Raw genomic sequence first — 21907 nt, forward strand, 5'->3', positions numbered from 1 at the left:
CCCGTGGGGTTCAGCGACGCGACGCGCCCCTGCCGCGCCGGTACAGGAGGGCGCCGCCCGCGATGAGCACCGCGCTGACACCGGAGGCGGCCAGCAGCAGCGCACTGTCACTGCCGGTGTCCGGCAACTGGGGCGGGGTGTGCCCGCCACCGCTGTGCGGAGGGGTGGCGTCCCCGCCACCGGGCGGAGGCGTGCTGTGCTCCCCGTACGGAGGCGGCGTCGAATGACCACCATCAGGCGGAGTGCTGTGCTCCCCGTACGGAGGCGGAGGCGTGCTGTGCTCCCCGTACGCGGGCGGAGGCGTGCTGTGCTCCCCATACGCGGGCGGCTTCGAATGACCACCACCAGGCGGGGTGCTGTGCTCCCCGTATGCAGGCGGCTTCGAATGACCGCCGGCGGGCGGACGCGCGCTGTGATCCCCGTACGCGGGCGGAGGCGTGCTGTGCTCCCCATACGCAGGCGGCTTCGAATGACCACCGGCGGGCGGACGCGCGCTGTGATCCCCGTACGCGGGCGGAGGCGTGCTGTGCTCCCCATACGCAGGCGGCTTCGAATGACCACCGGCGGGCGGACGCGCGCTGTGATCCCCATACGCGGGCGGAGGCGTGCTGTGCTCCCCATACGCAGGCGGCTTCGAATGACCACCACCAGGCGGAGGCGTACTGGGATCCCCGTACGCAGGCGGCTTCGAATGACCGCCGGCGGGCGGAGTGCTGTGCTCCCCGTAGGCGGGCGGCTTCGAATGACCGCCGGCGGGCGGAGGTGTACTGGGATCCCCGTACGCGGGCGGCGTCGAATGACCGCCGGTCGGCGGGGTGTGGGTCCCGGCGCCGCACGTGTCGCCGTAGCCTCCGCAGTCGTCGCCCGGGCCGTTGCTCACGTCGTCGTCCCCGTATCCGGAGGCGGCACCGTGGTCCCCGTATCCGGAGTCGGCCTCCGGGTCCTTGTGGCCGGCGTCGGCACCGGGGTCCCCGAATCCGGAGTCGGCGCTGGAGCCCCCGTCACCGGGGTCGACGCCGGAGTCCTTGTGTCCGAGTCCGAGGTCGTCCTGAGAGACGGCGTCGCCCAGGCCATCGCCCAGGCCGTCGCCCAAGTCGCCGTCCTCAGAGCCGACCTCGTCGTCTCCGTCCCCGGCGTCGTCGGCGGCGTCGTCGACGGCGTCGTGCGGTGCGGCGGGTGAGAGGCGCCGGTTCGTGGCCGACGCGTCAGCACAGGAATCGCCGAACGCGAAGTCGAGCGCCGCGGCGACGTCGGCCGAATTGCCGCAGGCGTTCACCGGTACGTGCGCAGGCGCCTGGGCGTGGCTGCCCGACACGGCTCCGGGCGCCGCCTTGGCGGCCCCCTCCGCCTGCGAGTCAGCGAGGGCGTAACCGCCCCCGCACAGGGACAGGATGCTCGTCGCTGCGGCCGCCGCGACCATTCCCCTGCTCAGGGTCTGTCGCAATCTCGTTGTCTTCCTGCTCGGAGGAGTGGGAAAAGCCGGCCCTGGACGATCGGATCCTTCCAGGGCCGGCTCGGCCCAGCCGTACGGCTGGTGTGATCCGTCGTCAGCGGTTGACACAGACGGTGCCGATGTTCGGGCTCAGCAAGCTCAGAAGCCCGAAGGAGTTGCCGCACAGATTGGTCTGCGTGTGGGTCGGGATCTGCACCAGGTTGCCGGACAGGAAACCCGAGGAACCGATGGTCGCACCGTTGGCCTCGGCATCGGCGAAGGCCGGCGCGGCACCTCCGAGGGCAAGGACCAGACCCGCGACGACGGCAGCGGTCTTCTTCATGGAATTCCCTTCATTGCGGTCACGCCTCCATGGCGGCCGAAACCGAGCGAGCGCAACAGGAACGGCTCGCATCGTGACCTGCGGACTGCACACGAGGGATAGACCGTCGGATTAGCGGACAAACGTTTACCGCCGGGTAATTCACTCGAATGCTTCACCGCGTCCATGGATTCGGGGATTCCGCAAGGACGTAAAGCGCCTCACCTTTTACGGCTCTTCACTCGTCCGACGTGCGGACGCCTTCGCAATATGGGCCATCAGAGTGAACGGGAGCAACCAAACAGGGCGGAGACAGTTGGTCAGAACGCTCCGGTGGACGGGGTTTTTCAGAAGGGAATCAGAAGTGATCAAGAAGGTACTGGCTGCCGCAGCGGTCGCCGCCTCCGTCGTCGGCGCCGCTGCCGCCGCCGCATCTCCGGCGCTGGCCATCGGCAACGACAGCGGCACCACCTCCGCCAGCGGAAACGGCGCCAGCCAGGCGTTCGGCAACTCGGCCACTTACGGCAACATGAGCCCCCAGCTGGCGCTCATCCAGGGATCCCTCAACAAGCCCTGCATCGCCCTGCCGGCCAAGCTCAACACCCCGCTCCCGGGTGGCGGCCCGCTGCTCCAGGACGTCCCGATCCTGTCGTCGTCGCAGAACCAGCAGTGCGTCGAGAACAGCACCCAGGCCAAGGGCGACGACCCGCTGTCTCACATCCTGGACGACATCTCCCTGCTCTCCGGCAACGGTGCGGGCAACCGCTGAGCCCCACTCCGCGAACGGGTTCTCGTCCTGAGCCCCCGGGGTGGATTCTCTGCCCGGACGGCGGGCCGCCGGATCATCGGCGGCCCGCCGTTCTACTGTGCGGCGCGTGACGATCAAGAGACACCTTCGGCCCCGCCGCCTGGCGATTCCCGGAATCGTCCTGGCCGCCACCGGCGCGCTGCTGGGCAGTTCCGCACTGCCCCCACTGCCCGGGTTCGGCGCCCGGGAACACGCTCCGCGCGCGCTGAACATCCTGCTGATGGGAACCGACGAACGGGACAGCATCAGCGTCACCGAGAAGAACGAGTTCCACGCCGGCGGCCATCCCTGCGGCTGCACCGACGTCCTGATGCTGGTCCACCTCTCGGCCCGCCGGGACCGCGTCACCGTGATCGGCATGCCCCGCGACTCCTCCGCGGAGATTCCGTCGTACCACGACGAGGCGAGCGGCGTGCAGAGGCCGTCCCATCCGGCGAAACTCAACGCGGCCTATCAGGAGGGCGGACCGGAACTCACGACCCGCACCGTGCAGTCGATGACCGGCGTGAACGTCGACCGCTTCGTGCAGGTGGACTTCCGGCGCTTCATCGACACGGTGGACGCGGCCGGCGGCGTCGAGGTGTGCACGACACGGCCGCTCAAGGACTCCGCGACCAAACTGGACCTCGCACCCGGCAAGCACCGGCTGGGCGGCGGCCGGGCGCTGGAGTACGTCCGTTCACGCCATGTCGACTCCAGCGCCGACCTCGGCCGCATCCAGCGTCAGCAGCGTTTCCTCGTACAGGCGTTGCGCGGGCTGCAGGCACGCAGGCTGCTCAGTGATCCCGGGCGCGCGCTCTTCCTGACGCGTACGCTGCTCGGGGGCGGCCGGCAGGGGTTCTCCGTGAACGAACTCGCCCAGGAGGCGGTCGCTCTCGGCAGGCTGCCGGCCTCGGCGACAGAGTTCACGATCGTGCCGATCAGCGGCTACGCGCCGGCCTCCCTGGGCATCGGCTCGGCGCTGGCCTGGGACGCGAGGAAAGCGGACGCGCTCTTCGGGAAGGTACGCAGGGACGAGCCGCTGCTCGCGAAGGGCGAGAGCCACGAGCCGCAGGACCCGCCGACCGTCCTCGGCAGCACGGTGCCGGTACGCGGGAGCGCGTACGCGTGTGCCTGAGGGGCGCGCGACCGTCGCGTTCGGTGCGCTGGGCCGATCGGGGCACAGCACGCAACCCCGGGCGGGTGCGGGACGTTGTTGATCTCGCAGCTCCTCTCCCGGAGTCCGCCTTCTCGAAGGGAAAAAACCATGAAGAAGCTGTGGGCAGCCGCGGCCGTCGCCGCCTCCGTGGCCGGTCTCGCGGCCGGGTCCGCGACCCAGGCCCTGGCCATCGGCGATGACAGCGGCACCACCTCTGCCAGCGGCAACGGCGCCTCGTCGGAATTCGGCAACTCGGCCACGTTCGGCAACATGAGCCCGCAGCTGTCGCTGGTCCAGGGGTCGCTGAACAAGCCCTGCATCGCCCTGCCGGCCAAGCTCAACGCCGGCACGCTGGGTCTCGGCGCGCTCCAGGACGTCCCGGTCCTGTCGTCGTCGCAGAACCAGCAGTGCGTCGAGAACAGCACCCAGGCCAAGGGCGACGACCCGCTGTCGCACGTCCTGGACGACATCTCGGTCCTGGCGGGCAACGGCCTGGGCAACCGCTGAGACGCTGCCTGACGTACCGCCACGGCGGGTCACCGGTTCTCCGGTGACCCGCCGTTCCGCGTTCCGCGCGGAGGGGGCGTCACGACACGACGTCCTTGCGGGCGAAGCCGCGGAATGCCAGGGCGAACAGCACCAGGGCGTAGGTCACGGAGACGGCGGCGCCCTGGATCATGCCGGACCACTCGGGGGTGGGCTGGACGGCGTCGGCCCACGCGAACTGCCAGTGCGCGGGCAGGAAGTCGCGCCAGTCGCCGAGGGCGGTGACGGCGTCCAGGACGTTGCCGACGATGGTCAGGCCGACGGCGCCGCCGACCGCGCCGAGAGGGGCGTCCGTCCTGGTCGACAGCCAGAACGCCAGCCCCGCGGTGACCAGTTGGGAGACGAAGACGTACCCGACGACGACCACCAGACGCTGGGCGGCGGTGCCCGGGTCGAGCGCGCCGCCGGTGGGCAGCTCCAGCGGGCCCCAGCCGTAGGCCGCGGAGCCGACCACGAGGGCGACGACCGGCAGCAGGACCATCGCGGCCAGGCTGAGGCCGAGCCCGACGACGAGCTTGGACCACAGCAGGCGGGCGCGGGGCACGGGCGCGGCGAGCAGATAGCGCAGGGAGGACCAGCCGGCCTCCGAGGCGACCGTGTCCCCGCAGAACAGGGCGACGGGGATGACGAGCAGGAAGCCGGCCGAGACGAACAGGTTGACCGCGGCGAAGTTGGCGCCGGACGCCGTCGCCGTGTCCATCAGGGTCACCTGGCTGTTGCGGCCGCCGGGCTCGCCGCCGATGGCGAAGGCGATGAGCAGCACGAAGGGCAGGACGGCCAGGATGCCGCCCATGATCAGCGTGCGACGGCGCTTGAGCTGGCGGACCAGCTCGACGCGCAGCGGCAGGGTGCGGGACGCCTGGTAGCCGGAGGCGACCTCGGTGAGGGTGCTCATGCGGAACCTCCGATCAGGGTGAGGAAGGCGTCCTCCAGGCGACGGTGCGGTCCGACCGAGGTCACCGGGACGTCGAGCCGGACGAGCTCGGCGACCAGGTGCTGGGCGGTGCCGTCGGGGCCGAGCCGGACCAGCAGTCCTTCGTCGGCGAGGACGGCGGAGGCCACGCCCGGCAGCGCGGCGACCTTCTCCGCGACCGGCTCTTCCACGGGGGCGGCGGTGCCGACGAGGAGGGTGTCCCCGGAGCCGACGATCTCGGCGACCGGGCCCGCCTGGACGAGCTTGCCGCGGTCCATCACCACGAGGTGCGTGCAGGACTGCTCGACCTCGGACAGCAGATGGCTGGAGACGATGACCGTGCGGCCGGCCGCCGCGTAGCGGATCATCACCTCGCGCATCTCGCGGATCTGCGGCGGGTCGAGGCCGTTGGTCGGCTCGTCGAGGATGAGCAGGTCCGGCAGGCCGAGCATGGCCTGGGCGATGGCGAGGCGCTGGCGCATGCCCTGGGAGTAGGTGCGCACCGCGCGGGCCAGGGCGTCGCCGAGGCCGGCGATCTCCAGGGCCTCCTCGAGCCGGGCGTCCTCGGCCGGCCGGCCGGTGGCCCGCCAGTACAGCTCCAGGTTCTCCCGGCCGGTCAGGTGCGGCAGGAAGCCGGCGCCCTCGACGAAGGAGCCGACGCGGGAGAGGACGGGCGCGCCGGGACGGATCGCGTGGCCGAAGACGCGGATCTCGCCGCCGTCGGGCGTGATCAGGCCCATCAGCATGCGCAGGGTCGTCGTCTTGCCCGCGCCGTTGGGGCCGAGGAGTCCGAGGACCTGGCCCTTGTCAACGCGGAAGGACAGGTCGCGGACGCTGTAGCGGTCGCCGTTCGCGTACTTCTTGCTCAGGTCGGTGATCAGCAGCGGGACGTCCGCGAGCGCGGGGTCGGGGGCCGGGCCGGCGGTGCGGCGGCGGGCGGACAGGAGCAGGGCGAGGGCGACGGCCGCACCGGCGAGGGGGAGCCACCAGACCCAGGACGGCAGCGGGGCGGCGGCCGTCGTCACGGCCGGGGCGGTGGGGACCGACAGGTCGCTCTTCAGGGAGACGGTGTACGTCGCCGGGGCCGTCGGGGAGGCGTAGCCGAGGTCGGTGGAGGCGAGGACCAGGCGCAGCCGGTGGCCCTCCTCGACCTTGTGGTCGATCGCCGGGAGGGTGATCGTGACGTCCTTGCCGGCCTTGGCTCCCTCGACGCGGACCGGGGTGACGAGCTGGGAGGGCAGCACCTGGCTGCCGCCGCCCGCGACGTCGTAGACCTTGGCGAAGAGGACGGCGGTGTCGGACGTCGACTTCACGTGGACGGTGACGGTCGGGGAACCGGTGACCCGAAGGTCGCCGGCGACCGGGGCGGAGTCGAAGGCGGCGAACTGGCCGGGGAAGTCGAGGGAGACGCCGACGCCGAGCGAGGAGAGCTGGGCGAGGCCGCCGCCGCCCAGGCCGGGCAGGGCGGAGACGGCGGGCGGGCTCGCGCCGGGCGGGTTGGCGAAGGACTGCTCCTCGCGGCGGGCGGTGAGCGGGAACGAGCGGTCGCCGTGGTTCAGGCCCGGGTAGGCGTCCGCACTCGCGCCCCTGAGCCGGGCGGCGCCGTCGGTGGAGTCGACGCCTCCGGTGCGGGTGACGCGGAAGGCGGGGCCGGTGTCGGCGGCCTTGTCGCCCTTGAGGTAGCGGTCGAACCAGGTGCGGACGCGGGTCTGGACGCGGTCGCCCTCCAGGTCGCCGCCGTCGTGGCCGCCCGCGATCCAGTCGACGTCCACGGGGGCGCCGTTCTCGCGGATCGCCTTCGCGGCCGCGTCGGACTGGGCCAGGGTGAAGAGGGAGTCGGTCTGGCCCTGGACGAGCAGGGTGGGGACCTTGATGCGGTCGGCGACGGCGGACGGCGAGCGGGCTTCGAGGAGTGCGCGGGCGGCGGCGTCCGGGGCGCCGGACTCGGCGACGCGCTCGTACATCGCGGCCGGCTCGGGTGCGAAGCGGGCGGCGCCCCCGCCGGTGCTGAAGAAGACCCCGGCCCACAGCTTCTTGAACACGCCGCCGGGGAACAGGGCGTCCGCGAGGTTCCAGTAGGTGATCTCGGGGGCGATGGCGTCCACGCGGTCGTCGTACCCGGCGGCCAGCAGGGAGACCGCGCCGCCGTAGGAGGCGCCCGCCATGCCCACGCGCGGGTCGCCCGGCTTGTCGAGCCGGACCTCGGGCTGCTTCGCGAGCCAGTCGATCAGCCGGGAGACGTCGGCGACCTCGCCCTTCGGGTCGTTCAGCCCGATCTTGCCGGTGGACCTGCCGAAGCCGCGCGCCGACCAGGTCAGCACCGCGTATCCCTCGCGGGCGAGTTTCTCGGCCTGCGGCCTGACGTCGTCCTTGCTGCCGCCGAAGCCGTGCGCGAGGAGCACGGCGGGGCGGCGGCCGGTACCGCCGGCGGTGAAGTAGGAGGTGTCCAGGCGTACGCCGTCCACCGTCATGACCCGGTCGGCGCTGTGCACGGCGGGCGTGTCGTCGCCGGCGGCGACGGCCGTCCAGGTACCGGCGCCGGCGAGTACGACGACGGCGGCCACGGCGGAGACGATCCGTCGTGGCCGCCGTGGTCCTCGCAGACCGGGCAGTCGAAGATCCATGCTTCAACCGTACGGGGTCAACCTGTCATGGGGTTGTCGACCGCAGGCCGAACCTCGCACCCTCCCGGCGGCGTACACGGATGCTCCGGCGTACCGCGGACGCGGTACGCCGGGGGGGTTCAGTCGCGCGCGTCCTCGGGGAGGGACACGAGCCAGCGGGTCTCGCGGCGCGGACGGAGGTAGAGCGCCCAGTAGAGGGTGGCGACGGCGGTGATGCCGCCGGTCCACAGGAGGTAGCTCGTCTCCTGCTGGGTCAGGACGTACGCGAGCACGGCGATCAGCAGGACCGGCAGGACCGGCCACAGGGGCATGCGCCAGGCGGAGGTGTGCCGGTGGTGGCCGCGGCGGGAGAGCAGGGAGGCGACGGCGACCAGCAGGTACATCCCGGTCACGGAGACGCCGGTGACGCCGTAGAGGGTGTCCAGGTTCACGAAGCAGAGCGCGGCGCCGGGCACGCCGACGGCGAGGGTGGCCACCCAGGGGGAGCCGAAGCGGCCGAGCTTGGAGAAGGCGTCGTTGACCGGCTGCGGCCAGGCCTTGTCGCGGGCGGAGGCGAACATGACCCGGGAGTTCTGGATGACCATGACGATGCCGGCGTTGATGATCGCGAGCGCCACGCAGATGCTGACGAACGCGCCGACCGCCGAGTTGGACCAGGCGGTCACCATGGAGCCGATGTCGCCGCCGGTGAGCTGGGCGAGGTCGGAGGCGCCGAAGGTGATGGCGACGACCGGGACCAGGATGATCACCGTGGAGATGGCGAGGGTGGCCAGGACCGTGCGGGCGACGTTGCGGCGCGGGTGCTCGAGTTCCTCGGAGAGGTAGACGGCGGTCGAGAAGCCCTGGGTGATGAAGAGGGCGATGGCCAGACCGGAGACGACCAGCATGGCGGTGACGGTGTCGGCGTGACCGTCGGCGCCGGCGACCTGCATCGAGACGAGGCTGCCCGGGCCGCGGTGCCCGTGGGCGAAGCCCAGGACGGCCACGACGGCGGCCGCGATGACCTCCAGGACCAGGAAGACTCCGGTGATCCAGGCGTTGGCGCGCAGGTCGAGCAGACCGGCGAGGGTGGCGAGCAGCATGACGCCGGCGCCCGTGAGGGAGGGGTCCAGCTGCACCACCGGGGCGAGGTAGTCGGCCGTGCCCACCGCGATCACCGGCGGGACGATCACGACGACGAGGAGGGAGAGGACGAAGACCAGCCAGCCGGCGAGCCGTCCGGCCAGCGTGGACACCATGGCGTACTCGCCGCCCGCGCTGGGGATGAGGGTGCCCAGTTCGGAGTAGCAGAACGCCACGGCGACGCAGAGCAGCGAGCCGATCGCGATCGTGAGGGCGGTCGCGGTGCCGAGCGAGCCGAACAGGTCCGGGACGATGACGAACAGGGTGGAGGCGGGGGTGACGCAGGACAGGGTCAGAAGGGTGCCGCCGACGACTCCTATGGAGCGCTTGAGCTTCTGGGGACTGTCGGACGCCTGGGGGAGGGCGGTCTCGACAGGGCGGAGCGTGTCGGTCATGCGGGATTCCGATCGACTCGTGCGGCGAGGTGAGGGGCGGGAGCGCTATCGCCTCCGGCGGCTTGGTCGTACGTCGTTCGTCCGCTCCCTGCGGCTGCATGGAATCCCGACGGAAACCGCCGCGTCAATAGGTGTTCACCTACGGAATCCGTAGGTGAGACCCTCTTCCGGCTGCGCTTACGGTCGTCCACCGCAAGTGAACACGGTGGCTCGGGTCATACGGGAACCGTAGTCGGGGTGTCGAAAAAAGGAGAAGCCGTCCGGATTCCGGACGGCTTCCCCAGGAAGAGCGGGTCGGTCAGTGGTTGCGCGGGAAGCCCAGGTCCACGCCGCCGGGGCCGTCCGCCGGGTCGGGCCAGCGAGTGGTGACGACCTTGCCGCGGGTGTAGAAGTGCGTGCCGTCGTTGCCGTAGATGTGGTGGTCGCCGAAGAGCGAGTCCTTCCAGCCGCCGAAGCTGTGGTAGCCGACAGGGACCGGGATCGGGACGTTCACGCCGACCATGCCGGCCTCGATCTCCAGCTGGAAGCGGCGGGCCGCGCCGCCGTCCCGGGTGAAGATCGCGGTGCCGTTGCCGAAGGGAGAGGCGTTGATGAGGGCCACGCCCTCGTCGAAGGTGTCGACGCGCAGCACGCACAGGACCGGGCCGAAGATCTCGTCCTGGTAGGCCTTCGCCGTCGTCGGCACCTTGTCGAGGAGCGAGATGCCGATCCAGTGGCCGTCCTCGTAGCCGTCGACCGTGTGGCCGGTGCCGTCGAGGACGACCTCCGCGCCCTCGGCCGCCGCGCCCGTCACGTACGACGCCACCTTGTCGCGGTGGACCCTGGTGATCAGCGGGCCCATCTCCGACGTCGGGTCGTTGCCGGGACCGATCTTGATCTTCTCGGCGCGCTCGCGGATCTTCTGCACCAGCTCGTCGCCGATCGCGCCGACGGCGACGACCGCGGAGATCGCCATGCAGCGCTCGCCGGCCGAGCCGTAGGCGGCGGAGACGGCGGCGTCGGCGGCCGCGTCGAGGTCCGCGTCGGGCAGGACCAGCATGTGGTTCTTCGCGCCGCCCAGGGCCTGCACGCGCTTGCCGTTGGCGGAGGCCGTGGTGTGGATGTAGCGGGCGATCGGGGTCGAGCCGACGAAGGAGACGGCCTTGACGTCCGGGTGCTCCAGCAGGCGGTCGACGGCCACCTTGTCGCCGTGGACGACGTTGAACACGCCGTCGGGCAGGCCCGCCTCGGCGAGCAGCTCGGCCAGCCGGACCGCCGCCGACGGGTCCTTCTCGCTCGGCTTCAGCACGAAGGTGTTGCCGGTCGCGATGGCGATCGGGAACATCCACATCGGGACCATCGCCGGGAAGTTGAACGGCGTGATGCCCGCGACGACGCCCAGCGGCTGGCGGATGGACGCCACGTCCACGCGGCTGGCCACCTCGGTGGACAGCTCGCCCTTCAGCTGCACGGTGATCCCGCACGCCAGGTCGACGATCTCCAGGCCGCGCGCGACCTCGCCGAGCGCGTCGCTGTGCACCTTGCCGTGCTCGGCGGTGATCAGCTCTGCGATCTCGTCCCGGTGCTCGTCCAGCAGCGCCCGGAACCTGAAGAGGATCGTGGTGCGCTTGGCGAGGGAGGAGACGCCCCAGCCGGCGAACGCCTCCTTGGCGGCGGCGACCGCCGCGTCGACCTCGTCGACGGTCGCGAACGCGACCTTGGTGGTGACGGCGCCGGTCGCCGGGTCGGTGACCGACCCGAACCTGCCCGACTCGCCCGCGGCGTTCTCAACGGGCTTGCCGCCGATCCAGTGGTTGACGATCTTCGTCATGACCGAGTGCTCCTTCACAGATGGCGGCGTCGGGTGGAGACGTGCCGTTCGTACAGCTCACGTGCCTTCACCGCGGACTCTCGGGTCGCGGTCTCGGCCACAGGTACATCCCACCAGGCCTGCGCCGGCGGCGGCCCCGACACAGTGTCGGACGTTTCCGTCTCGACGTAGACACATGTGGGAGTGTCGGCGCGGCGCGCCTCGGCGAGGGCCTCGCGCAGTTCGCCGACGGTCTTCGCGCGCAGCACGCGCATGCCGAGGCTGGCCACGTTCGCGGCCAGGTCGACGGGCAGCGGGGCCCCGGTGAACGTGCCGTCCTGCGCGGTGAAGCGGTACGCGGTGCCGAACCGCTCACCGCCGACGGACTCCGAGAGGCCGCCGATCGAGGCGTAGCCGTGGTTCTGCACGAGCAGCATCTTGATCGCGATGCCCTCCTGCACGGCCGTCACGATCTCCGTCGGCATCATCAGGTAGGTGCCGTCGCCGACCAGCGCCCAGACGTTGCGCTCGGGGGCGGCCAGCTTCACGCCGATCGCAGCCGGGATCTCGTATCCCATGCAGGAGTAGCCGTACTCCAGGTGGTACTGGTCCCGCGAGCGCGCCCGCCACAGTTTGTGCAGGTCGCCGGGGAGCGAACCGGCCGCGTTGATGATCACGTCAGACTCGTCGACGAGGGCGTCGAGCGCGCCGAGCACCTGTGGCTGCGTGGGACGCATGTCGGGGTCGTCGGCCTCGTAGCAGGCGTCGACGCGCTGTTCCCAGCGCTCCTTGTCCTCGCCGTACTCGGTGACGTAGGCGTCGGCGACCCGGTGGCCGTGCGGGCGCAGCGCCGCGGTCAGCTCGTCCAGTGCGCTGCGGGCGTCCGCGACCAGGGGGAGGCCGGCGAGCTTGTGGCCGTCGAGGGAGGCGATGTTGAGGTTGAGGAAGCGGACGCCGTCGCCCTGGAACAGGGTGTTCGACGCGGTGGTGAAGTCGGTGTAGCGGGTGCCGACGCCGATGACCAGGTCGGCGGTGCGGGCCAGTTCGTCGGCGGTCGCGGTGCCGGTGTGGCCGACGCCGCCCACGTCCTGGGGGTGGTCGTGGCGCAGCGAGCCCTTGCCGGCCTGGGTGGAGGCGACGGGGATGCCGGTGGCCTCGGCGAAGGCGGCGAGGGCCTCCTCGGCGCGGCTGTGGTGGACGCCGCCGCCCGCGACGACGAGGGGACGCCGGGCTGCCCGGATCGCCCGGACGGCCTCGGCCAGCTCGGCCGGGTCGGCGCCCGGACGGCGTACGGTCCAGGTCCGCTCGGCGAAGAACTCGTCGGGCCAGTCGTAGGCCTCGGCCTGGACGTCCTGGGGCATCGCCAGGGTCACGGCCCCGGTCTCCACCGGGTCGGTGAGGACCCGCATCGCCTGGAGCGCCGCGGGGATCAGGGCCTCGGGGCGGGTGACGCGGTCGAAGTACCTCGACACCGGGCGCAGGCAGTCGTTGACGGAGACGTCGCCCGCGTACGGCACTTCGATCTGCTGCAGGACCGGGTCCGCCACGCGGGTCGCGAAGACGTCGCCGGGCAGCAGCAGGACGGGCAGGTGGTTGACGGTGGCGAGGGCGGCGCCGGTGACCAGGTTGGTCGCGCCGGGGCCGATCGACGTCGTCACGGCGTGGGTGGACAGGCGGTTCGACTGGCGGGCGTAGCCGACGGCCGCGTGCACCATGGACTGCTCGTTGCGGCCCTGGTGGAAGGGCATGTCGTCGCCGTACTCGACCAGCGCCTGGCCGAGGCCGGCGACGTTGCCGTGGCCGAAGATGCCCCAGGTCGCGCCGATCAGCCGCTGCCTCGTGCCGTCGCGCTCGGTGTACTGGGCGGCGAGGAAGCGCACCAGCGCCTGGGCCACGGTGAGCCTGGTGGTCATCGGTAACCCCCTTCTGCGTGGGCCGGGTGGAAGCAGATCCGCCATTCGCGGGTCTCGCCGGGGCCGGCCATGACGTTGAGGTAGTACATGGCGTGGCCCGGCTGGGCGATCGACGGGCCGTGCCAGCCGTCGGGGACGAGGACGGCGTCGCCGGACCGGACCTCGGCGAGGACGTCGGATCCGCCCTCGCGGGAGGGGGACACGCGCTGATAGCCGAACCCGTGCGGGCCGTCGATCTCGAAGTAGTAGATCTCCTCGAGTTCGGCCTCCTCGCCCGGCCGGTGCTCGTCGTGCTTGTGCGGCGGGTACGAGGACCAGTTGCCGCCGGGGGTGACCACCTCGACGGCGATCAGCTTGTCGCAGTCGAAGGCGTCGGCGGAGGCGAAGTTGCGCACATGGCGCAACTGGCTGCCGCTGCCGCGTTCTTCGACGGGGACCTCCGGCGCGGGGCCGTAGCGGGCGGGGAGTCGTCGCTCGCACTTCGCTCCTGCCAGGGCGAAGCGGCCTCCCGCGCCGGAGGCGATCTGGACCCGGGCGTCGCGGGGAACGTACGCGAAGTCGGAGACCGACGCGAACACCGTTTCCCTGCCCAGGAGTTGGAACTCGTCTTCGTCTGTGCGCACGGTACATCCGCCGGCGAGGGGGAGGACGATCCACTCGCTGTCACCGGTGGTGAAGGTGTGGGCGCCGCCCGGCTCCAGCTCGACGATCCGCAGGCTGCAGTGATCCCAGCCGGCCCGGCGGGGGTCGATGTCGAGCGTGTAGTGGTCGCCGGCGGTCGTGCCCCGCGGGATGTACAGGTCGGGTTGCGGCTCTGTGTTCGTCATGCGGCCCTCACAGCAGTCCTACGGCGGTGTCCACGGCGGCGGCGACGTTCCCGTCCGCCGGGTACAGCAGCGAGCGTCCGACCACCAGGCCCCGGACGGTGGGCAGTTGCAGCGCCCCGCGCCACTTCTCGTACGCGCCGTCCTGTTCCTCGACGGAGCCGCCGACCTCGCCGCCCAGCAGGACGGCGGGCAGGGTGGAGGTCTCCATGACCTGGGCCATGTCGTCGGGGTTGTCGGTGACGGGCACCTTCAGCCAGGTGTAGGCGGAGGTGCCGCCCAGGCCGGAGGCGATGGCGATCGACCGGGTGACGGCCTCGGCGGACAGGTCGTTGCCCAGTCTGCCGTCGGGGCCGCGCCGGCTGATGAACGGCTCGACGAAGAGGGGGAGCCCGCGGGCGGCCATGTCGTCGACGGCTCGGGCGGTGGTCTCCAGGGTGGTGAGGGAGCCCGGGTCGTCGTAGTCGATGCGCAGCAGCAGCTTTCCCGCGTCGAAGTTCAGCCGCTCGATGTCCTCGGCACGGTGCCCGGTGAAGCGGTCGTCGAGCTCGAAGACGGCGCCCTGGAGGCCGCCGCGGTTCATGGAGCCCATGACGACCTTGCCGTCGAGGGCGCCGAGCAGCAGCAGGTCGTCGAGGATGTCGGCGGTCGCGAGGACGCCGTCGACACCGGGCCGGGACAGTGCGAGGCAGAGGCGTTCGAGCAGGCCGGCGCGGTTGGCCATGGCCAGCCGGTCCCCGCCGACGCCGAGTGCGCCGCGGGCCGGATGGTCGGCGGCGACGATCATCAGCCGGCCGGAGTCGCCCAGCAGCGGCCGGCGCGGCCGGCGGGCGGCCGCCTCGGCGATCGCCTCGGGGTGCTGCGAGCGCAGCCGGACGAGTTCAGCGACGTCGACGTTCGTCACCGGACGGCCCCCGCCTCGATCGCCGCTTCCACCTCGGCCGGAGTGGGCATCGCGGAGGAGCACTCCAGACGGGAGGCGACGATGGCGCCGGCCGCGTTGGCGTGGCGCATGATCTTCTCCAGGTCCCAGCCGGCGAGCAGGCCGTGGCAGAGGGACCCGCCGAACGCGTCGCCGGCCCCGAGGCCGTTGAGGACGTCGACCGGCAGCGGCGGGACCTCGACGGACTCGCCCTCGCGGTTCACGGCGAGGACGCCCTTGGGGCCCTGCTTGACCACGGCGAGTTCGACGCCGGCGTCCAGCAGCGCCCGTGCCGCGGCCCGCGGCTCGCGCACCCCGGTGGCGACCTCCACCTCGTCGAGGTTTCCGACGGCGACGGTGGTGTGCTTCAGCGCCTCGGCGTAGAACGGGCGGGCCGCCTCGGCCGGGGTGCCCCCGGACGCGTCCGTGCGGTCGTTCCAGAACATCGGCCGCCAGTCGAGGTCGAAGACCGTGATGCCGGCCTTCGCCCGGTGGGCGAGGGCGGCGAGGGTCGCCGTGCGGCTGGGCTCCTCGCTCAGGCCGGTGCCGGTGACCCAGAAGACCCGGGTCTCGCGGACGGCGTCGAGGTCGAGCTCATGGGCGTCGATCTCCAGGTCCGGCGCCTTGGGCTGCCGATAGAAGTACAGCGGGAAGTCGTCCGGCGGGAAGATCTCGCAGAAGGTGACCGGTGTGGGCAGCACGGGCACGGCCGTGACCCAGCGGTCGTCCACGCCGAAGCCGCGCAGGGCCTCGTGCACATACGTGCCGAACGGGTCGTCGCCGGTGCGGGAGATCAGCGCCGTCCGCCGGCCGAGCCGGGCCGCGGCGACGGCGACGTTGGCCGCCGATCCCCCCAGGAACTTCCCGAAGGACGTGACCTGCGGGAGCGGGACGCCCGTCTGCAGCGGATAGAGGTCCACCCCTGTCCGCCCCATGGTGATCAGGTCGTACGCCATCGAGTTCCCTTCGCAATCGGCTCGCCCCCGAGAAGACCGCTCACGGGACGTCCGCGGCGCACGTCCCGTATCGGCTCTCACGGCTTTCTAGTCCCGCACGACGGGCCCTGTCAATGTTTTGTCCAGACATTCGGACCAGCCCTTGACACCCCCTCGGTGAGACCGCACTCTGACGGCCATGACGTCGTTGTCACCTGAGTCCTCACTTTCCCGCATCCGGATCGGATCGGCCCCCGACAGCTGGGGCGTCTGGTTCCCGGACGATCCCGCCCAGGTCCCCTGGCGGCGCTTCCTCGACGAGGTCGCGCAGTCCGGCTACGAGTGGATCGAGCTGGGCCCCTACGGGTACCTGCCCACCGATCCCGCCGTGCTCGCCGAGGAGACGTCGAAGCGCGGGCTCAAAGTGTCGGCGGGCACGGTCTTCACCGGGCTGCACCACGGCGAGGCCGTGTGGGAGAAGACCTGGGCGCACGTCGCGGACAACGCGGTGCTCGCCCAGGCGATGGGCGCCCGCCACCTGGTCGTCATCCCGTCGTTCTGGCGGGACGACAAGACCGGTGACGTGCTGGAACCGGACACGCTGACCCCCGAGCAGTGGCGCAACCTGACCTCGCTGACCGAGCGGCTGGGCAAGGAGGTGCGCGAGCGCTACGGACTCCGGATCGTCGTGCACCCGCACGCCGACACCCACATCGACAGCGAGGAGAACGTCGTCCGGTTCCTGGACGGCACCGACTCCGACCTGGTCTCGCTGTGCCTGGACACCGGGCACTACGCGTACTGCGGCGGCGACAGCGTCAAGCTGATCGAGACCTACGGGGAGCGCATCGGCTACCTGCACCTCAAGCAGGTCGACCCGGAGATCCTGGCGGACGTGCGGGCGAAGGGGACGCCGTTCGGGCCGGCCGTGGCCCAGGGCGTGATGTGCGAACCCCCGACCGGGGTACCCGCGCTGGGGCCGGTCCTGGAGGCGGCGCAGAAACTGGACGTGGACCTGTTCGCGATCGTCGAACAGGACATGTACCCGTGCGCGCCGGACACCCCCCTGCCCATCGCGCAGCGGACGCGGGCCTTCCTGCGGTCCTGCGGGGCGTAGGACCCTCCCGGCGTATCGCGCGTCGTGCGCCCCGCGCACACCGGTGCGTCAGATGTGTCACCCGTGTCACAAACGCCACCCTTTCGTCACACATGTCACGTGTACGCGGGTTCTCTGTCACCGTCCGTCGACAGCCGCTTCCGCACGGTCACCGGACGCCGTTCATTGGGCACAGGCTTGGTGATCGCCAGCGCAGCGCCGGCTCCCCCGGGCGGCCTCCCGGCCGCCGCCCGCGCGCGCACGGAGGTACAGCTCATGACCGACCGAAGGCTCTGGTCGTACAAGGAGATCGCGGCGCACATCAAGGTGCAGCCGGACACCGTACGGTCGTACCGCAAACACGGACTCCTGCCCCCGCCCGACCACGTCGAGGGCGGCAAGCCCTACTGGTACGCCGACACCGTCCGCGCCTGGGTCGCCTCCCGCCCGGGCAACCGCGGACGAACCGCGGGCTGACCGGGCCCGCAGTGCCGGCAGCTGTGCCCCACCGCCACCCGGCGCGTGGGGCACAGTGCCGTGGGCCGCGGCGCGCACCGCGATCCCCGCCGCGAGCGGACCGGGCCGCGCCGGGCGGACGGACGGCCGGTCAGGCCCAGGGCTCGATGACCGTCACTCCCGCGCCCGGCGCCGTGCCCAGGGCGGCCAGCGCGGCCGGCGCGTCGTCCAGCGTGATCGTCGACGTCACCAGGAGATCGGGGCGCACGGCCGCGGAGCGGACCATTTCCAGCATCGCGGGATAGGCGTGGGCAGCCATGCCGTGACTGCCCAGGAGCTCCAGTTCCAGGGCGATGGCACGGGCCAGCGGCACGGGGGTGGAGCCGTCCCGCGAGGGCAGCAGCCCGACCTGGACGTGCCGGCCCCGGCGGCGCAGCCCGTTCACCGAGGCGGCGCAGGTGGCGGGCGAGCCGAGAGCGTCGAGCGAGAGATGCGCGCCGCCGCCGGTCAGCTCGCGGACGGCCTCCGCCGTGTCCGGCACGCGCGCCGCGTCCACGCACTCCGCCGCGCCGAAGCGGCGCGCCAGCTCCAGGGCCCGGGGCGAGACGTCCACCGCGACCACCCGCGCCCCGCTCGCCGCCGCGATCATCACCGCGGACAGGCCCACGCCTCCGCAGCCGTGCACCGCCACCCACTCCCCCGCCGCGAGGCGGCCCTGGTGCACGACCGCCCGGAACGCCGTGGCGAACCGGCAGCCGAGGGACGCGGCGGTGGCGTACGACAGGTCGTCCGGGACCCCGACGAGGTTGACGTCGGCGTGTTCCAGGGCCACGTACCGGGCGAAGGAACCCCAGTGCGTGAAGCCGGGCTGGGTCTGACGTTCGCACACCTGGTGATCGCCGGCCGCGCAGGACGGGCAGCTGCCGCAGCCGCACACGAAGGGGACGGTGACCCGGTCGCCGGCCTTCCAGCGGGTGACCCGGGAGCCCGTCTCCGCCACCACCCCGGCGAGTTCGTGACCGGGGACGTGCGGCAGCACGACGTCCGGGTCGTGGCCCATCCAGGCGTGCCAGTCGCTGCGGCACAGGCCGGTGGCCTCGACGCGCACCACCACCCCGTGCTCGGCGGGCCGCGGGTCGGGCACCTCCCGCACCTCGGCCGGTTCCCCGAACCGTTCGAACACCACAGCCCGCATGCGCCCTCGCCTTCGGCTTCTCCGTCGCAGATCACCGCGAACGCTAGCCGCCCGTGCCGGGCCTGTCGCCGCCACGCCCGGACACCCTTCTTGGGTAAATACCCCCTAGGGGTATACTGTGAGGTAACGGGAGACCTTCGCGGCCCCGCACGCCCCGCCTGCCTCCACGAGGAGAACGACATGACCACTCAGACCGACACCCCGGGCTCCGTCACCACCGTCTACCAGGTGAGCGGCATGAGCTGCGGCCACTGCGAGGGCGCCGTCTCCGGCGAACTCTCGGAGCTCGCCGGTGTCACCTCGGTGCAGGCCGTCGCCTCGACCGGCGAGGTCACGGTCGTCTCCGCCGCCGCGCTCGACGAGGCCGCGGTGCGCGCCGCCGTGGACGAGGCCGGCTTCGAGCTGGTCGGCCAGGCCTGACCGCCCCGCGCCCGCCGGGCGCCCGCCCCGCGTCGCCGCCTGCCCGCGACCCGGGGAAACCCTGCACCCGCCGGGCCGTGCCGACCAGCTGATACTGGTTCCGTACGGCCCGGCCCGCTTCCTGGAGCACGGACATGACCAGCACCGCCACCCCACCGCCGACCGCACAGCCGCCGGCCCCGACCGCCGAGGTGGAACTGATCGTCGGCGGGATGACCTGCGCTTCCTGCGCGGCCCGCGTGGAGAAGAAGCTCAACCGCATGGACGGCGTCACCGCGACGGTCAACTACGCCACGGAGAAGGCCAAGGTCAGCTATCCGGCCGGCGTCGAGGTCGCCGATCTCATCGCGACCGTGGTGAAGACCGGATACACCGCCGAGGCGCCCGCGCCCGAGCCGGTCCGGCAGAGCCGGACCCACGATCACGGCGTGGACGGCGGGAAAAGCAGCGAGAGCGCGACCGCGGATCCCGAGCTCGCGGGCCTGCGCCACCGGGTTCTCGTCTCCGCGCTGCTCGCCGCGCCGGTCGTCCTGCTCGCGATGGTCCCGGCCCTGCAGTTCGACAACTGGCAGTGGCTGTCGCTGACGCTCGCCGCGCCCGTGGTCGTGTGGGGCGGCGGGCCGCTGCACCGGGCCGCCTGGACGAACCTGCGGCACGGCGCGGCCACCATGGACACCCTCGTCTCCGTCGGCACGCTGGCCGCGCTCGGCTGGTCGCTGTGGGCGCTGTTCCTCGGCGACGCGGGCATGCCCGGCATGCGGCACCCGTTCGAGCTCACCGTCTCGCGCACGGACGGCGCCTCGACGATCTATCTGGAGGTCGCCGCCGGAGTCACCGTCTTCATCCTGCTCGGCCGCTACCTGGAGGCCCGCTCCAAGCGGCGCGCGGGGGCGGCCCTGCGGGCGCTGATGGAGCTGGGCGCGAAGGACGTGGCCGTGCTGCGCGGGGGCAAGGAGGTGCGGATACCGGTCGACGCCCTGGCGGTCGGCGACCGGTTCGTCGTACGGCCCGGAGAGAAGGTCGCCACCGACGGGACGGTCGTGGAGGGCGTGTCCGCCGTGGACGCCTCGATGCTGACCGGCGAGTCCGTGCCGGTGGACGTCGGGCCCGGCGACACCGTCACGGGCGCGAGCGTGAACGCCGGCGGCCGGCTGGTCGTCGAGGCCGCCCGGGTCGGCGCGGACACCCGGCTCGCCCGCATGGCACGGCTGGTCGAGGAGGCGCAGAACGGCAAGGCCGAGGTCCAGCGGCTGGCCGACCGGATCTCCGGGATCTTCGTGCCCGTGGTGCTGCTGATCGCGGTCGCCGTCTTCGGCGGCTGGCTCGTCGCGACGGGCGACACGGTGGCCGCGTTCACGGCGGCCGTCGCGGTCCTGATCATCGCCTGCCCGTGCGCGCTCGGCCTCGCCACGCCCACCGCGCTGATGGTGGGCACCGGGCGGGGCGCCCAGCTCGGCATCCTCATCAAGGGCCCGGAGGTCCTGGAGTCCACGCGCCGCGTCGACACGGTCGTCCTGGACAAGACCGGGACCGTCACCACCGGCCGGATGACCCTGCAGGACGTGTGGGCCGTCGACGGCGTGGACGAGCGGGAGCTGCTGCGGCTGGCGGGCGCCCTGGAGCACGCCTCCGAGCATCCGGTGGCGCGGGCGGTCGCGGCGGGCGCCGCGGAGCGGGTCGGCGAGCTGCCGGCGGCCGAGCGGTTCGAGAACGTGCCCGGGCGGGGGGTGCGCGGGCAGGTGGAAGGCCGCGAGGTGGCGGTCGGGCGCCTCTTCGACTCCATCCCGCCGCAGGTGGCGCATGCCGCCGAGGAGGCCGAGCGGGACGGCCGCACGGCCGTCGTCGTGGGCTGGGACGGCGTGGCACGCGGGGTGCTCGCCGTCGCGGACGCGGTCAAGGAGACCAGCGCCGAGGCGGTCCGTGAACTGCGCGCGCTGGGCCTCACGCCGGTGCTGCTGACCGGGGACAACCAGGTGGTCGCCGAGGCGGTGGCGCGGGCCGTGGGGATCGACCGGGTGATCGCCGGGGTGCTGCCGGAGGACAAGGTCGACGTCGTCCGGCGGCTGCAGGACGAGGGGCGGGTCGTCGCCATGGTCGGGGACGGCGTCAACGACGCGGCCGCGCTCGCCGCCGCCGACCTGGGACTGGCCATGGGCACGGGCACGGACGCGGCCATCGAGGCGAGCGACCTGACGCTGGTGCGCGGGGACCTGCGGGTGGCCGCGGACGCGATCCGCCTGTCGCGGCGGACCCTCGCCACGATCAAGGGCAACCTGGTGTGGGCCTTCGGCTACAACGTGGCCGCGCTGCCGCTGGCCGCGGCGGGACTGCTGAACCCGATGATCGCGGGGGCGGCGATGGCGTTCTCGTCGGTGTTCGTCGTGACGAACAGTCTGCGGCTGCGCACGTTCACGTGAGCCGCGGAGATACCGCCGAGTAGGGCCAGGCCGTTGCCCGAGACCCCTGGAGTCCGGCGCGAGCCTCACATAAGCTCTTCACAAGGCTCGCGCATCATCCTTACGCTGGGGCCTCGATCGCTGTATCCGGTCTCTTGCGCATCTAACGGACATATGCAAGAGACACAGATCACAGTGATGCGAACGTAACCATCGAAGGAGTTCGAAGGTCTAAGTTGACGATGTCGGGAAGCGTCTTGGGGGGCGTGACCTGACATCTGAGGGTGTCTTGGGGGACGTCCTCAGAGATGCGTTGCCGGGGCAGTACACCGGGAAGCTTTGAGCGGCCCTCCCAGCGTGCGCTGTCCCGGCAGATCGCACACAGCGGTGGTGCGGCGAGCTCCGCTCGCTCGGCTCAACCGCGGGCACGACAACCGAAGATGGTCACACAACAGCGAATTCAGGCGCTGTCCTCACAACGCCCGGCCGGATCCCGTGGGGGGAATCCGCACCGGGACATGGGAAGGCGCCCTGGTCGTCGGCCCGTGGGGGGACTGGCGCCGGGGCGCCTTCCGTATGCCCGCGCGCAGGAGCCCCCCGAGAGCGCCCGCCGCCCCGGCCTCAGAGACGTGCGCCTTCACCCACCCGCACCCGAAGACCT

Annotated in this window: 19 protein-coding genes and 1 pseudogene; 8 read left to right on the forward strand and 12 right to left on the reverse strand. The window is 72.1% G+C overall.

Translation table 11 applies throughout. The features are described from left to right. Positions 1–10 precede the first annotated feature (10 nt). The gene (locus tag IE239_RS41665; protein ID WP_229877682.1) at positions 11–127 is read right to left on the reverse strand and encodes an LPXTG cell wall anchor domain-containing protein; all 117 of its coding nucleotides are present in this window, start codon (positions 125–127) and stop codon (positions 11–13) included. 900 nt (positions 128–1027) lie between these two features. On the opposite strand from IE239_RS41665, the gene IE239_RS41670 reads away from it, so the two are divergent. Next, positions 1028–1180, forward strand: coding sequence for a hypothetical protein (locus IE239_RS41670; RefSeq protein ID WP_229877696.1), 153 nt, complete (start codon positions 1028–1030; stop codon positions 1178–1180). 39 nt (positions 1181–1219) lie between these two features. Here IE239_RS41670 and IE239_RS42885 read toward each other — a convergent pair. After that, positions 1220–1420: pseudogene (locus tag IE239_RS42885) on the reverse strand (chaplin); the annotation flags it as partial. 127 nt (positions 1421–1547) lie between these two features. Continuing rightward, complete coding sequence (locus tag IE239_RS00480) at positions 1548–1775, reverse strand: chaplin (RefSeq protein ID WP_190147178.1); 228 nt, start codon at positions 1773–1775, stop codon at positions 1548–1550. 343 nt (positions 1776–2118) lie between these two features. Here IE239_RS00480 and IE239_RS00485 point away from each other — a divergent pair, with 343 nt between their 5' ends. From IE239_RS00485 to IE239_RS00495, 3 genes are all read left to right on the forward strand, one after another. Then, on the forward strand, positions 2119–2523 hold the full coding sequence (locus IE239_RS00485; RefSeq protein WP_190147179.1) for a rodlin: 405 nt from the start codon (positions 2119–2121) through the stop codon (positions 2521–2523). A 106-nt stretch (positions 2524–2629) separates the two neighbouring features. Then, positions 2630–3679 (forward strand): LCP family protein, encoded by a 1050-nt coding sequence (locus IE239_RS00490; RefSeq protein WP_190147180.1) that lies wholly within the window; start codon positions 2630–2632, stop codon positions 3677–3679. 129 nt (positions 3680–3808) lie between these two features. Next, positions 3809–4207, forward strand: coding sequence for a rodlin (locus IE239_RS00495; RefSeq protein WP_190147181.1), 399 nt, complete (start codon positions 3809–3811; stop codon positions 4205–4207). Between the two features lie 79 nt (positions 4208–4286). Here IE239_RS00495 and IE239_RS00500 read toward each other — a convergent pair whose 3' ends face one another. The 8 genes from IE239_RS00500 to iolC all read right to left on the reverse strand — a co-directional run bounded on the left by IE239_RS00500 (position 4287) and on the right by iolC (position 15704). After that, entirely contained in the window at positions 4287–5141 is an 855-nt protein-coding gene (locus IE239_RS00500; RefSeq protein WP_190147182.1) for an ABC transporter permease, read from the reverse strand. Further along, complete coding sequence (locus IE239_RS00505) at positions 5138–7783, reverse strand: CocE/NonD family hydrolase (protein ID WP_190147183.1); 2646 nt, start codon at positions 7781–7783, stop codon at positions 5138–5140. The genes IE239_RS00500 and IE239_RS00505 overlap by 4 nt, the downstream gene beginning before the upstream one ends. Before the next feature lie 119 nt (positions 7784–7902). After that, a complete protein-coding gene (locus IE239_RS00510; RefSeq protein ID WP_190147184.1) occupies positions 7903–9300 on the reverse strand; it encodes an APC family permease in 1398 nt (465 codons plus the stop codon). Positions 9301–9598: 298 nt separating this feature from the next. Continuing rightward, the gene (gene mmsA, locus IE239_RS00515) at positions 9599–11110 is read right to left on the reverse strand and encodes a CoA-acylating methylmalonate-semialdehyde dehydrogenase (protein WP_190147185.1); all 1512 of its coding nucleotides are present in this window, start codon (positions 11108–11110) and stop codon (positions 9599–9601) included. A gap of 14 nt (positions 11111–11124) precedes the next feature. Continuing rightward, positions 11125–13002 carry a 3D-(3,5/4)-trihydroxycyclohexane-1,2-dione acylhydrolase (decyclizing) gene (gene iolD / locus IE239_RS00520; RefSeq protein WP_190147186.1) on the reverse strand — a complete coding sequence of 626 codons (1878 nt, stop codon included), beginning with the start codon at positions 13000–13002 and terminating at the stop codon, positions 11125–11127. Then, complete coding sequence (gene iolB, locus IE239_RS00525) at positions 12999–13829, reverse strand: 5-deoxy-glucuronate isomerase (protein WP_190147187.1); 831 nt, start codon at positions 13827–13829, stop codon at positions 12999–13001. Before iolB ends, iolD begins: the two co-directional genes overlap by 4 nt. A gap of 7 nt (positions 13830–13836) precedes the next feature. After that, positions 13837–14730, reverse strand: coding sequence for a Cgl0159 family (beta/alpha)8-fold protein (locus IE239_RS00530; RefSeq protein WP_190147188.1), 894 nt, complete (start codon positions 14728–14730; stop codon positions 13837–13839). Then, positions 14727–15704, reverse strand: coding sequence for a 5-dehydro-2-deoxygluconokinase (iolC, locus tag IE239_RS00535; RefSeq protein ID WP_190147189.1), 978 nt, complete (start codon positions 15702–15704; stop codon positions 14727–14729). The genes IE239_RS00530 and iolC overlap by 4 nt, the downstream gene beginning before the upstream one ends. Positions 15705–15882: 178 nt before the next feature. On the opposite strand from iolC, the gene IE239_RS00540 reads away from it, so the two are divergent. Both IE239_RS00540 and IE239_RS00545 read left to right on the forward strand, forming a co-directional pair. Beyond that, a complete protein-coding gene (locus IE239_RS00540) occupies positions 15883–16800 on the forward strand; it encodes a sugar phosphate isomerase/epimerase family protein (RefSeq protein WP_190147190.1) in 918 nt (305 codons plus the stop codon). Between the two features lie 255 nt (positions 16801–17055). Then, positions 17056–17256, forward strand: coding sequence for a helix-turn-helix transcriptional regulator (locus IE239_RS00545; RefSeq protein WP_190147191.1), 201 nt, complete (start codon positions 17056–17058; stop codon positions 17254–17256). Between the two features lie 130 nt (positions 17257–17386). Here IE239_RS00545 and IE239_RS00550 read toward each other — a convergent pair whose 3' ends face one another. After that, positions 17387–18430: a zinc-dependent alcohol dehydrogenase family protein gene (locus tag IE239_RS00550; protein WP_190147192.1), complete on the reverse strand. Its 1044-nt coding sequence runs from the start codon at positions 18428–18430 to the stop codon at positions 17387–17389. A gap of 180 nt (positions 18431–18610) precedes the next feature. Here IE239_RS00550 and IE239_RS00555 point away from each other — a divergent pair, with 180 nt between their 5' ends. Together IE239_RS00555 and IE239_RS00560 are read left to right on the forward strand one after the other, a co-directional pair. Next, the gene (locus IE239_RS00555; RefSeq protein WP_190147193.1) at positions 18611–18850 is read left to right on the forward strand and encodes a heavy-metal-associated domain-containing protein; all 240 of its coding nucleotides are present in this window, start codon (positions 18611–18613) and stop codon (positions 18848–18850) included. 134 nt (positions 18851–18984) lie between these two features. Further along, positions 18985–21267, forward strand: a complete 2283-nt coding sequence (locus IE239_RS00560; RefSeq protein ID WP_190147194.1) for a heavy metal translocating P-type ATPase — start codon at positions 18985–18987, stop codon at positions 21265–21267. Positions 21268–21907 lie beyond the last annotated feature (640 nt).

Source organism: Streptomyces humidus (genome assembly GCF_014649655.1).
Lineage (GTDB): Bacteria > Actinomycetota > Actinomycetes > Streptomycetales > Streptomycetaceae > Streptomyces > Streptomyces humidus.